Genomic DNA, 13,626 nt, shown 5'->3' on the forward strand with positions numbered 1-13,626 from the left:
TAAAATTATATATTACTCTATTTCAAAATCTTATCAAACTCTGCTCCGGACAAAGTTACTTTTTCTATGCTAATTTTATCCTTGAAAGTATCCAATAACTTTGCTGCCCTGATATTTCGCTCAAAAGTCATCAAAGTATTTTCATTTTGCTCATTTTCAAAGAATCTATCCACAAATAAGTTCAATATATTTTCGTCTAAAATTCCTTGTAAGAAGCCCATAGAGAACAGGTTAAGTATCTGTACTTCTTTGGTATATTCTCTCAAATCCTCCTCGCTTACACTTACCTCGTTCTGTTTGCTCAGCTGGTCTATGAGAATTTGCGTATGTAAACCTTTCTGGAAAGTTTCATAGCTCTCATCGTCCATAGTTTGGTTATTTTGCGAAGCAAGCCACCTTTTTAAGAAACCATCGGGCAGGGCAAACTTTATTTTCTCATTTAACTCTTGGATAAAGCTAAACAAAGTTTCTAAGCGCGCGGAAATCTCATATCTTTTTTGCACTACCTCTCTTATTTTGGCAGTAAAATCTTCTGCTGTTGTTATTTCTACTTTCTCTCCAAAAATCTTTTTAAAGATTTCCTCATTCAGTTCTGCTTCCTTTTTCGTAGAAACCGAATTAATAGTGAAGTTTACCTCGCCTTGGATATGGGTAAGTTCCTCAGCAGGATAGCGAAAAAGTTTAGATAAGTCCTCATCGGTGGGAAATACTGTGCGTAAATCAAAAGTAACCACCTCTCCCACTTTTTTCCCTAAAAATAAGCTCTGATGCGTTTCCATTAAGGTATCAACATCTATGATACCAAAAAATTCTTTACCTTTGGTGAACTCTCTTTCATCTAACATCAATACCTCCTCGCTGGTAGGCGATAACCTGCCCCAAATGTCCGTATCGAGTTCCACCTCTTCTTTCTCATCATACTCCGCAAATCTTTCCAAGAGGTTTTTAGTGAAGTTATCTACATCTGTATCATTAATAATAACTTCATATTCTTTGATAGAAAAGTCCTTGTCAAACTCAAAAACTACTTCTGGTTGTAAACCTATTTCGTAAACAAACTCGAACTCATTTTGATAGTCCCAATCTATCTTACCCATTTTCTCTAAGGCAATAAGAGGGCTACCAAAGATTTGCAAGTTTTCATCTCTAAGGTAGTTATACAAAGACTCATAAGCTACTTGATTAACTTCCTCTACCTTAATTGCTTTACCATACAGTTTTTTGATAACAGTAGGAGGCACTTTTCCTTGTCGGAAGCCTTTTACAAAGGCTTTTTTGGCGTATTCTTTGATTTTTTTCTCAAACTGCTCTTGATAGTCGTCAGCATTCACTTTCACTCTGACATACGCCTCGAGTACTTCGGGATTTTTTTCTACTACTACTTCCAATGTTGTACTGTTTTAAAAAAATGAAATTCTTTAAGAAGAAAAAGCCTCAACCTTAGACAAGGTGAGGACTTCATGATTAAGTACGGGCGGAGGGACTTGAACCCCCATGGTTTCCCGCTAGATCCTAAGTCTAGTGCGTCTGCCAATTTCGCCACGCCCGCAAATAAAAAGCGGTGCAAAGGTAAGACATATTTTTTAGAAAAACAACCTCTAAGATAAAAAATAGAAAATTTTTAGGCATCAACTCTCTTTTATTCATGCCGCTAAAACTTTGGACGAAGTGAGGCAAAATAAACCTTAATTTATTCAACTAATTTCTTTAACTTTGTTGGCATCTTGCTCAGAAGTTGATTATAAATATGTAACATTCTCATTTTCACAACATAGATATAATATCTTATGAAATACTATAATTCTATTATCGAAACCATTGGCAATACTCCTTTAGTAAAACTCAATAAAGTAACCAAAGGAGTCAAAGGGACTATACTTGCAAAAGTAGAATATTTTAATCCCGGAAATTCGGTCAAAGACCGCATCGCTCTCAAGATGATAGAAGATGCAGAGAAAAAAGGATTGCTTAAACCCGGAGGGACTATCATAGAGGGAACATCGGGTAATACAGGCATGGGGTTGGCTTTGGCAGCAGTTTCTAAAGGTTACAGGTGTATTTTCACTATGGCAGACAAACAGTCTAAAGAAAAAATAGACATTTTGCGTGCTGTGGGGGCTGAGGTAGTGGTTTGCCCAACCAATGTAGAACCCGAAGACCCACGTTCTTACTATTCAGTGGCTAAAAGACTAAACAGCGAAATTCCTAATTCATTCTACCCAAATCAATACGATAACCTTTCCAATAGCCAAGCTCACTACGAAACCACAGGCCCTGAGATTTGGGAACAGACCGAAGGGAAAATTACTCACTATGTCGCTACAGTAGGCACAGGAGGAACGATGAGCGGTACAGCAAAATATCTTAAAGAAAGAAAGCCCGATATTGTAACCGTAGGTATAGATACTTATGGCTCTGTATTTAAAAAGTATAAAGAAACGGGCATTTTTGACCCAAATGAAATTTATCCGTACTTAACAGAGGGGTTTGGAGAGGATATTCTCCCTCAAAATGTGGCTTTTGACTTGATTGACCTTTTTATCAAGGTTACAGACAAAGATGCCGCTATCATGGCAAGGCGTTTAGCAAGAGAAGAAGGGCTATTTGTTGGCTGGTCTTGTGGCTCCGCTGTTTATGGGGCATTGGAATATATCAAGCAGCATCCTCTGAAAGAAGATGATGTGATGGTTATTATTCTCCCTGACCATGGGACAAGGTATATCGCCAAGATTTATAATGACTTATGGATGAAAGACCATGGGTTCTTGGAGCAGAGGAGTTTTGCCACTGCTAAAGATATTATTGCAAAACGCAACGGCTCAGCTCGCTTAATTGCCGTAGATAAAAATGAAACGGTGGGTAATGCAGTAAAAATACTTAGCAGAGCAGGCATTTCTCAAGTACCTGTCTTTGAAGGAGAAAGCATCGTGGGAAGTTTAGATGATACTAAGGTTTTACACCAACTTATAGAAAATCCTCAACTCAAAGAGCAACCCGTATCAGAAATCATGGATAAGCCGTTTCGTTTTGTTGGCTTAGATAACACTGTAGATGCACTGTCTTCGCTGATAGATAAGAATAACAAAGCACTACTAGTAAGAGATGAGTACAATCAAGTACACATCATTACACAACACGATTTACTTATGGCTTTGGCAAACTAACTATTAGTAAATTACACATTAGCAAATATTCAAACCTATAAATAAAAAAAATTTATAGGCTTTACTTAGTTTTTGAATAAAACAAAGCAAGTATCTATTTACTCATTATGCAAAAAGAAACCAAAGATTTTTTGAAAAAAGAACTCAGAATTACTATAGTATTTTTCTTTATTATCTTCGCAGCAAAGTTTTTACCTGCCCTTTTTTCCTTTAGTGGAAAATCCCCATTTTACGAAACCTACTATCACGAGTCTGTACCCATAGGCTTTTTAAACTTGCTGATTATTTTATTTGCCGTTAGGCTGGTAGTGAGGTTTCTCATTTTCTTTATACAAAATTTTAAGATATTAAAGAAAAAGTAAACAACTAATAATCAAAGTCTTACTATAAAGCGAGCAAAATATATACTATCAAAACGCCTACTATCGCCCATGCAAAATACAATTGTACTTTGCCTCCTTGCATGGACTTGACCACCCAACCTATCCTCAAAGCCAAAATGGTAAGTATTTTTACAAAGCTGTCTATCAAATACTTATCTATCCAAGCAGTAACATAGCCAATGCTCACCCAAAAAATACCTAATAAATTGACCAGTCTGTCTAAACGGCGATTGTCAAATGTGGCTAATCTTTTTGCCCAACCTACTGCTACAAAACCAAGTACAGTCAAATCAAATATTTTTCGCAATTTATTGATTCTTAGATTTTCATTATGCTTAGTCAAATCCAAACCTTCATCTATAATATATTTTTCGTATAGATGGTCAAGAAAAGAAATATGAGTAATTTTTTGACTAAACCAAGTCCAAGACCGATAAAAGAGTTTGGTGTAAAAAGCATCTAAATAGAAAAAGTGGTAAGAAAAACGATAAAGTGGTGAGTTTAAAACTACCCTCATTACTGCGTTTTGTCTAACATTTTCACAGCTATACAAGCACCAAGCGAAAAATAAACCAAAGACCGCCATAGAAGCAGAAAGCATACTAAGCCAATGATTTACCTCATATCCTTCTAAAACCAATATCCATGAGTTTTCAGGTATAAATGGATTAGATGAATAAAAGAAGCCCACTGAAAAAATAGCCAAGACTATCAAGGGGAAGAAAGAGATAAAAGATTCACTCAGTTTGGTAGGAGTATTTTCTGAAGGAGTTTTGATAAATACTAAACTCCACTGCCTTCCTATGTAAATAGCTGTAAGCAAGGAGGTTAAAACTAAAATAATTAATATTCCCCATTTCCACCCACTCGCACCTGCCCACAGCTGTACTTGACTTAGTATCAAATCTTTGGAAAGAAAGCCAGAAAATAAAGGCAAACCCGCTAAAGAAAAGGCACAAATAGAATAACATACAAAAGTAATAGGCATAGCTTTTCGCAAACCACCCATTTTATTCATGTCTTGTTCATGGAGCGCATGGATAATAGCACCTGCACAAAGGAATAAGCCCGCCTTAAAAAAAGCATGGGTAAGTAAATGAAAGAGAGCTATTTGAGTAGCACCTATTCCAAGAGCAACGGTCATGTAACCCAGTTGGGAAATGGTAGAATAGGCAAGCACTTTTTTGATGTCAGTTTGGCTAAGGGCAGAAAAAGCAGAAAAAAATGCAGTAGCAGTGCCGATGATGACAAGAAAAGATAAAATTTCCGCAGGAAGCAGAAAATATACTCTGATGAGCAAATATATCCCTGCCGCTACCATAGTGGCGGCATGAATAAGTGCCGAAACAGGAGTAGGACCTTCCATTGCAGAGGGAAGCCACACAGAAAGGGGTAGTTGAGCAGACTTAGCGCACAAAGCCAAAACAAACCCTATGCCTATAAAAAATGCGAAGTGAAGATTGCCAAAGTTTTGATGACTAATAACTTGTAGGTCTAAACTGTTAAATGAAAACCATACTAAGACGATGGCAAGCAAAAATCCTGTATCTCCTACTCTATTGACCAAAAATGCTTTTTTGGCGGCATGAGCAGCGGCAGGTTTTTCGTGCCAAAACCCAATGAGTAAATAAGAGCAAAAGCCAACTAATTCCCAGAAAATATAGATAATCAATAAGTTACTGCTGAGTAAAAGGGATTGCATAGCAAAAGTAAATACGCCTAACAAAGCAAAGTATCTTCCCAAATGCTTTTCTTTTTCCATATAACTTATGGAGAACAAGTGTACTAAAAAAGACACGAGGCTTACTACCCAAAGCAACAAAGCAGAGGTTTTGTCAATCCAAATACTTATTTCAAAACTCTTTCCTTTGAGGCTAAACCATTGAAAGACATCAGTATAAGTATTTTCATTTATCCATATATCTTTAAAAAGCAAGGAAGAACTAATGATAGAGAGAAAAACTAAGCCTGTGCCTATCCAAGCGGCTTGCTTGAAGAAATGCTTACTTAGTACGAGGCATAATAGAAAAGAAAAAAAAGGTAACAGCGCAGTGCTGTAAATGAGTATGTTAGTTTGGTTCACTGACTTTTAAATTTTTGAAAAAGCAAAATTAGTCTTTTTCTTTTATTGGAATCTTTATTTTTTCTTCTTCTTTGATACTGATTTTAATTCATCAGTTTTTGAATGTAGAGTCAAAGCTAACTTTGTTTCCACAATGAGGGCAAGAGTATTTTGATGTTTTTTCCATGAGATTATTAATTAAAGTAAGAAAAATATGCTATTTTATTCATTGACTATTACTGTCCAAGAAAGACTCTTGTAGAAAGCTAAGAAGTCAATGGTTGGTTGATAATTACTGCACATTTCTAAGGATTTTTCAAAGTAGCGATACGACTTTTCAAGATAAGCAGTCCTATTTTCTATGTCTTCGTGGGCGGCTTTAAAAAAGGCTTGTCCTAAGTTAAAATAGATGCCAGGGTGCATCTCATTGCGTATGAGCAATGAACCGTAGATAATGTCTGCTTCTCTGATATTGCCATCCTGAGCCAATCTATTAGCTTCTGTAAGTCCTGCATAGAGTTGGTTTGTTCCTTTTGAGATTTTATTTTTTAGGTAAATATTAAAAGGAATGCCGATGAGGTACAATCCATTGCGCCAAGCAGTTTGCTCATGATAGCGTTGGGCGCATGTATCACAGCAGTAATGATTTTGATATTTCGCTTTGACATTTTTAGGTAAAGCGTAAAAATGAAACTCAGGATAGTACTGCACACGATTGTAATAGTTGCACTCAGGGCAAACTTTATAGTTTTCAGAGTTGGGCAAGAGGTCGTTATGCTTATCAAAAAGTACTTCGCAATATTTGCAATACACAAAGAGCGTTTCTTTCAATCCTGTTACATCTATGAGTGCGTTGCAGTTAGGACATTGTTTGGCTTTGAAGGTATAGCCTTTGCCTTCTTTACTCAACTGATTTTTTCTTGCGTAAACGAGCAGAGCTGACCTGTGCTGGTCTATGGCACTCTTGACATCGCCTGCCAAATTATCCGCTACTTCTATGATAATGCTGGAAGTATTAGGAAGCACATTTTCAGCAATATTTTTACTTAAAGAAATAAATGGTCGTAAAATAATAGCAATTCGGTTGTTATAGAGAAAAACCTCATGAATATCTGAAATCAGGATATAATCATTATCTAATATAATACCCGTGTCATCATCGATACGTGCTTGATAATACCTAATAGAAGTAGGTTTACCTTGCTCATTGAGGTATCTGAAACGGAAGTTGAGATAGGAAGAGGGCATAACAATAAATTTATTGTCTTACATTTGACTTTATTTTACGAATTTGAGTATTTTTTCTCGTAAATTCAAATTCATAGTGAATAAGTATATTTTTTGCCCTATCACACCTATTTATGTCGCCTTTGGTTAGGGCAGAGATAACAAAATCAATTTCTTTTTTGTCAAATGTGAATAAAAACAAGATTTGTTAAAACCAATCGCCCCTATGTAATATCTTTCCACGTAGGCGAAAGACCATTTGATAATCAATATCTTCACTCCCTCACTAGAAAGTGACGCAATTGCATCGGCAAACTGTGCAATTGAAGGAGTGGTACGGCTATTTTTGCTTACGTACTCAGCCTACAAATTAGAAAATACCACCACTCTGGCTTGCATACGTGGTCTTTCCCCCTCAGGAACTATAATAATCATATTCTCGGCAATCGTTTCGCCATTGCGAAGAATGAAACCTGCGTGTGTATTGACAGTACGTATGGTTTCTTTGCCGTCTGCTCCTCTTTCTGGGATACGCACAGGAATAAAGAACTGATTTGCTCTTACTGAAGCACTTTTGGAGGTAAGTCGCTTGCCTGTGGCATTTTGGCAATCAAAAATGGCAAAAATAGCAGGGTCATTCAAAATACCAAAAGAGTTACGGAAGGTATCGTTTAATAAAACGATTTTAGGGCAACCGCTTTGATTAGTTATATAAACCGTAACTTCAAATCTGTTAAAGTTTTCTTTGCCAATTTCCATAACTCGCTCATTGCGAATATTAAAACCGCACACTAAGCCATCATAATTAGCAGGTTGATTTTCTTCTATGCTAACTGCTTGTTGAGCAAGACAAGAAAACATGATACCTTGAAAAAACAGGCAAAAGAATAAAAGTTGTTTCATAGAGATTTTGTGTGTTTTAGTATGTTTTAAGTATATTTTTATAAGCTATTTTCAATAAATGAGCCAAAATAATTATTCTACCTTAATAAAAGCTTTTTTGGTTTTGTCGAATCGATAGACTTTGGTCGTTACGGTTGGCTTTCCTTGCTGTTCTGTATCGATGTCGTACTCGCTTACGATTTCTTTTATGGTGAGGCTGCCATCTGCACCGAGCAAGGACTCGAAATCTCCCTGAACACCCATGTGCGAGTAGCCACCGCCAAGAATAATATGATGTTCTCCGCCAAGCTGCTCGCCTGTTTGGGCATCAATAGCATAAAGCTCTATGCCGTTGTAATGGTTGGTGGATACATCAGCCTTCAAAAAAATGATGTTTCCGTCTTGGTATTTGCCCAATAAGGTAGCCATTGCATTAGCATCTTCTCTGATGTCCTTCATGGGGACATAGTCTTTGGAGATACCCTCTCCCCCAACAAATACTCCTTCGCTGACTTTAGCTTTTACCAAATCCTTCAAAGAGGAGTAGGCTTTCACAGTGTCCAGTACTTGAATAAAATACTGGCGATTCTGCTCAGTTTCGACAATAGCTTTCATAGTAGCACTGCCTTCGTGTTGGGCGTTCTTGCCTCCGCAAGCGGCAAAGGCAAGAGCAATAAACAATAGAATGATGTTGGTTTTCATGGTAATTAATTTTTAAGCTATTTTATACAACCTTAAAGTTCTTCAGTAGGCATCTGCTGGCATGGCACTTGCAGAAAGTTCGCCATTTCTGCTGCGATGTAGTTCAAGCTAAACCCCTCACCTGTAGCGTATTTTGTAGTGATGAGTTTATGCACCTTGCCCTGCTTGTCTATCAAAGATAAAATAAAATACGTGCTTTGGACACTGCCCCCCGAACGAGTTTGATAAGAAAGATGCCTATCTGATACTACAAATTGCTCGATTTCACGACTTGGAATTTTCAAGCCACCGCGCATCGGCAAGGGACCAAAACGAAGCTGTAGCTCGCTTGGCGTAAGTGTAATATACGACTTATTGACAACGCCATACAGTATCCGAACGAAGTCTATCGAGCTAAGAACACTTGCTACAATGAACGCAGTCCTCACACTTCCATAGGCTTCATTTACCTCATCGGAAAAATAGAATGCTGCTATTACAAAGAGATAAATCGCAGTTATACGCATTATTAGCACTTGATGGTAGGCACAATAAAAGTTGAGCCGAATAGACAACTCAGAGGCACGCCGCTCTATTTTTAGCTTGCCTTGTGCCATTATTTTGTTTACATCAGTAGCAATAAATCGATTGTAATTACCCATTTTCTTTGCTTTTTTAAGCCCTGTCAGGGTCTATAGACCGCTAACAGAGATTCGGTTTTAAATTATTCTTTTATTCTATGGCATACTGTTTTTTCGCCAGAGTCGCCGTGAATATATACGAAATGCCCCTGTCCTGCTCTGAGGATTTTCAGTTGGTCTTGCCCATACACAGAGTGCTTGCGACTAAGGATATTGCCTTTGATGCTGATTTTGGCGGCACCGCCTTCGCTTTCGGCATAGCTTACGTCATTCCACTCGTTGCCTTTTATCTCAAAGCGGTAGGATTCGTCCCCACTTCCTGCTTCCCACCACCCCTGCAAGACTTTGAGTGTGAAGGCATCATCACTAAGGTTAGAAAAGACGTATGCTTTATCGTCTATGTAGCCTATACCTATCTTAGAAATGTCTTGGGGTTCTACCCATACGTATTTTTCCGCATTGTATTGCTTGGTAGCATAGGCAATGCCCGATGCGCTGGGGCTATCTGCCAAGCTGATGATTTTATAGGGAACATAGTAAGACAAATAGAAGCCGTCTTCTTCCGTTTCGCTCATGCCTTGCGAGAGGTTTTCAGAGATGACGATGCTCGGCTCTGTGCCTGTGTCCATATAGGTAATGCGGGCTTCTACAAGCAAGCCATTTTGGTCGTAAACAATTTTGGTAGCTTCAGCCGACTTGCCTAAGCGAATGATGGTATTATGCTCCGAACTCTCGACCGATACACCAAAAAGGAACAAAAACTTTTCTTGGAACAGGCTTGCGTGCTGAAAATAACCCACATACTGCGAGGTTTTGCTCTCAAACTTATCGGTGAGTTTATCTTCTCCGAAAAACTCCTTTCTGATGCATATGTAGCCGTACTTATTGGTGTGGCTAAACCTGCCCCCTTTGGAAAAGACAACTTCTACGGTGGTATAGGCTTCTCCATTGTCGTTTTCGGGCGGAGGGTTGGTCAGGAATAGGGTTTCGGACTTTTTGTCGCCATCAAGGTCGGGCAGAGGTAGCGTTTCTACGACTTGCCCACTTGCTTGGGCGGTTTCATCGCTGCTTTTCCCTTTGCAGCCAAAGACTGCAGCAAGAGAAAAGGCAAAAATGATGAGTTTTATGCTCATAGTGATTTTGTTTTATAAATGATAAAAAGTCTAACGATATTAAAGCTATCTTGGGCTTATCAAGGTCATGATTGCCTCGCCTGTGGGAGCATCAAATTGCAGTTCCCATGCTGTTCCATAACCCATTTTTACTTTGATAGAAAAATCTTCAAAGCCTTGCGTAGCGCAGCGGATAGTATTGTCCTTTTGCACTTCGCAGGTAAAAGTAGCTTTTGTGCTGCCCTCTGTAAGGGTGAGTATAACCCAATTGCCTTGTTGCTTGGCACTCACGCTCGTGGTCGTAGAACCCTGAAAAGTTTGGGGGTCGCGCACTTGCCATTTAATACCAACAAGGGCTTCGGCTATGTGCTGGTTAAAAGGCTGGCTCTCGGTAATAGGCACAGTGGAGGCATCGGCAAGCAGAACAGAAACTTGTTGTTCTGCACTGCTGATAAACCTCGTAACTCCTTTTACACCCTCATTTTCTTTAGTGATGATGAGTTTCAAGGGCTGATTCTGATACGTAACTTCTACGGTCTGCTCGGCTTCCTGATATTCATAAAAATTCGAGGGCTTTTGTGAGCGGATAGTAGCTTTTTGCCATTTGCCTTGCGAGTCGCTCAGATAAACGGAGGTAGCTTCGCCTTTTTGCGTATCCCAATAGAGATAGCAGCCGAGATTGTTGTTTATATCATAGTATAGCCCACTAAAATTGATATGCGAAGGCACTTGTTCGGGCTGCCTGTCGTCACCTAATAACTGCTCGAAATCAGTTTCTGTATCAGCAGGCACTACTTCGCTGGCAGTCTTCTCAGCAGTTTCTTTGTCTTTTTTCCCTCCGCAAGCCGCCAATAGGCTCAGACTGACAAGGAAAATTATGGAAAGAAATAGGTTTTTGTTTTTCATGGGGATTTAATCGTTTAAGTTATTTTCTTTAAACCTGTTAGGTTTTGAAAACCTGACAGGCTTGTGTAGTTGCTTACTTAGCCATGTACCACTTCACAATTCGGTCAAACATAATAGCCATAGGTGCGTTGGGCGTTTCGGCGGTGGCGGCTTCTGCATCTAAAATCTCCCCTGTAGGAGCTGCTAAATAGAGGTGGCGGAAGTTGGTCGACTGCCTGCTATAGGTAGAAATAAGGTAGGTATTGGTAGCAGGATTTTTTACATAGCACATATACGTATTGCCTTTCCAGTAGTCGGTTGCGTTTTCCCCTTTGCAGATGCCTGTTTCAAAGCCCTCTTCTACCTTGTCGATTCGGCAGTCGCACACTACTCTTTCATTTTTGGCAAAGTCAAAGTATGAAACTCTGAAAGATTTGCCGTCTGCTGCTGGTCTAATACGCATTTCTACTTTATTGCTCACATCTAAAGTGGCAAGCTCATAGCCTACGAAATTTTCAGGTTTGCTTGCTTTTGCTCTTGGGCGGTTTTTAGGATAGTAGGTAAAGCGTTCGTTATTTGCTGTATTAATGGTAATCAAGGTATTCTCATTGATGCTTTCAATGGAGTAAGTAGTCTGTTCCATAGCATTTGCCATAACGAGGGTTTTGCCTCCGTTTTGCACTTGCCACTGTCCTGCGTCTTGGTCTGTGCCTCTTACCCTAATTGCATACTGACCATTAGGGCTAAACTGCACCTCTACCAACTGGTAAACTTTTACCAAAGCATAGTCTTCTTCTCTCTTGCTAAAAAGTTCCCTTTTCTGCTGGTCAGAGAGCCTGTTTACGTCTATATGGGCATACTTTGCTTCTATCGAGGCTTCTAACTCCTCAGTATCTACGAGCCAAATGTCGCTGGTGAGTATTTGCTGTACTCGGGCTTGCTGTGCGAAAGTAGTGAATACGCAAGCTAATAGAAATGAGCATAAAAGAAATAAGCGTTTCATATAATTTTTATGGTTTAAAATTGGAATAAATAAGTTTTTGAGGTTGCTTCCACACCTGTCAGCAGTTCCACTGCGGGTCTAAGACCTAACAGGTGTACTGTTTTACTCTACTCGAGATTAGCAAAAGAAGAAATAAAATTTCCCTGCTTGTCGTAAAGGCTCAGGCACCAACGCTCTTTGGAGAGTATGGAGAGCTTACCTACGATTTCACCTTTGTTAAAAGGCACATTATCAGTCCCTATGAGTATGTTGAGGTCTTTGTCAAAGCCGCAGTATAAGTGCGAAGTTTCTCCCTGCGAGGCAAGAATAATCTCAAACATGGCAGGGTCTTCCAAAGCAGAGAAAGACACGCCTACCGCATCGGTATAAATATTGTTTTTGATGTCGTAGAACTGCATATATTGGTGCTGCATCGCTGAGGCAAAGGACTGAGCAGGCGAGTCGTCAGGAGAAAAATAAATATTTTCTTCTCCCGATAAGCGAAGCAGCACTCTGGAGTCATTGCGCCGAGCAGTTTCAAAAATCATTTTGTAGTCGCCATAGCCACGCGTAATGATTCTCATGTAATAGACTACATTAGGAGCTTTTTCGTGGTAGAGTTTCAAGACCTTGTGAATGGTGGCTGTACTGTTATCCACGATTTCCTCTTGGCTCATGATTTCATAGCGAACGAACTTTCTGCCGCCTTGCGAATGTAATACCTCACTGACCAAGCCGTCTTCGGGGTTGCATCGCACCATAAGTAGTTCTTTGGTATCTGGGTGCAAATAAAGCCCACCTGCAAGGGTTACATCAAAGGCAAAGAGAGGAGCTGCCACACTCACCAGAAGGAGTGTGGAAAGCAAAAACATTACTTTCTTCATAAAGATTATGGAATGGTTAAAACTATTGGATTATTTTTTTAAAATTTTTTGATAAAAGATTACTTTTCAGTTCCTATGGAAAACCTCCCCGTTCCTTATCCCAAAGTAACTCAATACTGCTTGCCCATAAGGGCGCAGGCTTTTTTGCTATCTGGGTGGTCTTTTTGGTAGTTACAGAGCATATTCATATACATCGTGCCTATCGTAGCCTTTGCCATAGTACCAAAGCGGAGTAGGTCTATGACCACAGGGCTATTGCTAAGGATTTCTTCATGTTGCTTTGTGTCTATTCGCTCTTTGAGTAAAGAAGCATGGTTTAGCTGAGGCATCACGTCCTTCAGTTTGCTGTATTGCTTATTGTTATACTCAAAGAAATCCACTTTGAAAGTTTCCATGACTCCATCGTGGGTGTAGTCGCTTACGGCAATTACTGCGTCTTTATTAGCTTTGCGGTAAAGCACCACAGTAACTTCATGTGTACCTCCGTTTGTGCCTTTGTCAGTAATTCTGATAAAGCCATTTTGGGTATCTACTACCGTTTGAACTTCCTCCTTAGTAGTTGGGCTAAGAGAAATCCACTTGCCCGCCTTTTGGGGAAGGGAGAAAGTACACACCTCCTCGGGTAGCAGTCGGAAGTAGTCGACTACTCCTTGCGGGGCATTTTGGGCAAAAGCCTCCATACTGATTGTTAATAGTAAAGAAATAATGATTTTTTTCATGATT

13 protein-coding genes and 1 tRNA gene are annotated in these 13,626 nt (G+C 39.3%); 1 reads left to right on the forward strand and 13 read right to left on the reverse strand.

Annotated elements, in window-relative coordinates:
- Window positions 1–17 precede the first annotated feature (17 nt).
- The 3 genes from tig to BM141_RS23675 form a co-directional block, all read right to left on the reverse strand.
- Complete coding sequence (gene tig / locus BM141_RS13705) at window positions 18–1,388, reverse strand: trigger factor (RefSeq protein WP_091546559.1); 1,371 nt, start codon at window positions 1,386–1,388, stop codon at window positions 18–20.
- Window positions 1,389–1,469: 81 nt separating this feature from the next.
- Window positions 1,470–1,549: transfer RNA gene (locus BM141_RS13710), tRNA-Leu, on the reverse strand.
- Window positions 1,519–1,647, reverse strand: coding sequence for a hypothetical protein (locus BM141_RS23675; RefSeq protein WP_262509460.1), 129 nt, complete (start codon window positions 1,645–1,647; stop codon window positions 1,519–1,521). Before BM141_RS23675 ends, BM141_RS13710 begins: the two co-directional genes overlap by 31 nt.
- 140 nt (window positions 1,648–1,787) lie before the next feature.
- On the opposite strand from BM141_RS23675, the gene BM141_RS13715 reads away from it, so the two are divergent.
- Window positions 1,788–3,164: a cystathionine beta-synthase gene (locus BM141_RS13715; protein ID WP_091546561.1), complete on the forward strand. Its 1,377-nt coding sequence runs from the start codon at window positions 1,788–1,790 to the stop codon at window positions 3,162–3,164.
- A 384-nt stretch (window positions 3,165–3,548) separates the two neighbouring features.
- Here BM141_RS13715 and BM141_RS13725 read toward each other — a convergent pair whose 3' ends face one another.
- The 10 genes from BM141_RS13725 to BM141_RS13770 all read right to left on the reverse strand — a co-directional run bounded on the left by BM141_RS13725 (window position 3,549) and on the right by BM141_RS13770 (window position 13,622).
- Window positions 3,549–5,630, reverse strand: a complete 2,082-nt coding sequence (locus BM141_RS13725) for an NADH-quinone oxidoreductase subunit 5 family protein (RefSeq protein ID WP_091546567.1) — start codon at window positions 5,628–5,630, stop codon at window positions 3,549–3,551.
- A 201-nt stretch (window positions 5,631–5,831) separates the two neighbouring features.
- Window positions 5,832–6,857 carry a hypothetical protein gene (locus tag BM141_RS13730; RefSeq protein ID WP_091546571.1) on the reverse strand — a complete coding sequence of 342 codons (1,026 nt, stop codon included), beginning with the start codon at window positions 6,855–6,857 and terminating at the stop codon, window positions 5,832–5,834.
- 342 nt (window positions 6,858–7,199) lie between these two features.
- A complete protein-coding gene (locus BM141_RS13735; protein WP_143090930.1) occupies window positions 7,200–7,739 on the reverse strand; it encodes an ABC transporter permease in 540 nt (179 codons plus the stop codon).
- A gap of 72 nt (window positions 7,740–7,811) precedes the next feature.
- Window positions 7,812–8,420 carry a hypothetical protein gene (locus BM141_RS13740; RefSeq protein WP_091546576.1) on the reverse strand — a complete coding sequence of 203 codons (609 nt, stop codon included), beginning with the start codon at window positions 8,418–8,420 and terminating at the stop codon, window positions 7,812–7,814.
- Window positions 8,421–8,452: 32 nt separating this feature from the next.
- A complete protein-coding gene (locus BM141_RS13745; RefSeq protein ID WP_091546580.1) occupies window positions 8,453–9,061 on the reverse strand; it encodes a hypothetical protein in 609 nt (202 codons plus the stop codon).
- A gap of 62 nt (window positions 9,062–9,123) precedes the next feature.
- On the reverse strand, window positions 9,124–10,173 hold the full coding sequence (locus tag BM141_RS13750) for a hypothetical protein (protein ID WP_091546583.1): 1,050 nt from the start codon (window positions 10,171–10,173) through the stop codon (window positions 9,124–9,126).
- A 45-nt stretch (window positions 10,174–10,218) separates the two neighbouring features.
- The gene (locus BM141_RS13755) at window positions 10,219–11,058 is read right to left on the reverse strand and encodes a hypothetical protein (protein ID WP_143090931.1); all 840 of its coding nucleotides are present in this window, start codon (window positions 11,056–11,058) and stop codon (window positions 10,219–10,221) included.
- Between the two features lie 73 nt (window positions 11,059–11,131).
- Complete coding sequence (locus tag BM141_RS13760; RefSeq protein WP_091546588.1) at window positions 11,132–12,040, reverse strand: hypothetical protein; 909 nt, start codon at window positions 12,038–12,040, stop codon at window positions 11,132–11,134.
- 107 nt (window positions 12,041–12,147) lie between these two features.
- The gene (locus BM141_RS13765) at window positions 12,148–12,903 is read right to left on the reverse strand and encodes a hypothetical protein (protein ID WP_143090932.1); all 756 of its coding nucleotides are present in this window, start codon (window positions 12,901–12,903) and stop codon (window positions 12,148–12,150) included.
- Window positions 12,904–13,013: 110 nt separating this feature from the next.
- The gene (locus BM141_RS13770; protein WP_143090933.1) at window positions 13,014–13,622 is read right to left on the reverse strand and encodes a hypothetical protein; all 609 of its coding nucleotides are present in this window, start codon (window positions 13,620–13,622) and stop codon (window positions 13,014–13,016) included.
- Window positions 13,623–13,626 lie beyond the last annotated feature (4 nt).

It is taken from the genome of Thermoflexibacter ruber, from assembly GCF_900113045.1.
Taxonomy (GTDB): Bacteria; Bacteroidota; Bacteroidia; order Cytophagales; family Thermoflexibacteraceae; genus Thermoflexibacter; species Thermoflexibacter ruber.

What these genes read in the sequence shown, in the direction of transcription:
- BM141_RS13765 (WP_143090932.1), bottom strand. Translation starts at nt 12,903, where the DNA reads ATGAAGAAAGTAATGTTTTTGCTTTCCACACTCCTTCTGGTGAGTGTG.
- BM141_RS13755 (WP_143090931.1), bottom strand. Translation starts at nt 11,058, where the DNA reads ATGAAAAACAAAAACCTATTTCTTTCCATAATTTTCCTTGTCAGTCTG.
- BM141_RS23675 (WP_262509460.1), bottom strand. Translation starts at nt 1,647, where the DNA reads ATGAATAAAAGAGAGTTGATGCCTAAAAATTTTCTATTTTTTATCTTA.
- BM141_RS13770 (WP_143090933.1), bottom strand. Translation starts at nt 13,622, where the DNA reads ATGAAAAAAATCATTATTTCTTTACTATTAACAATCAGTATGGAGGCT.
- BM141_RS13735 (WP_143090930.1), bottom strand. Translation starts at nt 7,739, where the DNA reads ATGAAACAACTTTTATTCTTTTGCCTGTTTTTTCAAGGTATCATGTTT.
- BM141_RS13745 (WP_091546580.1), bottom strand. Translation starts at nt 9,061, where the DNA reads ATGGGTAATTACAATCGATTTATTGCTACTGATGTAAACAAAATAATG.
- BM141_RS13740 (WP_091546576.1), bottom strand. Translation starts at nt 8,420, where the DNA reads ATGAAAACCAACATCATTCTATTGTTTATTGCTCTTGCCTTTGCCGCT.
- BM141_RS13750 (WP_091546583.1), bottom strand. Translation starts at nt 10,173, where the DNA reads ATGAGCATAAAACTCATCATTTTTGCCTTTTCTCTTGCTGCAGTCTTT.
- BM141_RS13760 (WP_091546588.1), bottom strand. Translation starts at nt 12,040, where the DNA reads ATGAAACGCTTATTTCTTTTATGCTCATTTCTATTAGCTTGCGTATTC.
- BM141_RS13715 (WP_091546561.1), top strand. Translation starts at nt 1,788, where the DNA reads ATGAAATACTATAATTCTATTATCGAAACCATTGGCAATACTCCTTTA.
- BM141_RS13730 (WP_091546571.1), bottom strand. Translation starts at nt 6,857, where the DNA reads ATGCCCTCTTCCTATCTCAACTTCCGTTTCAGATACCTCAATGAGCAA.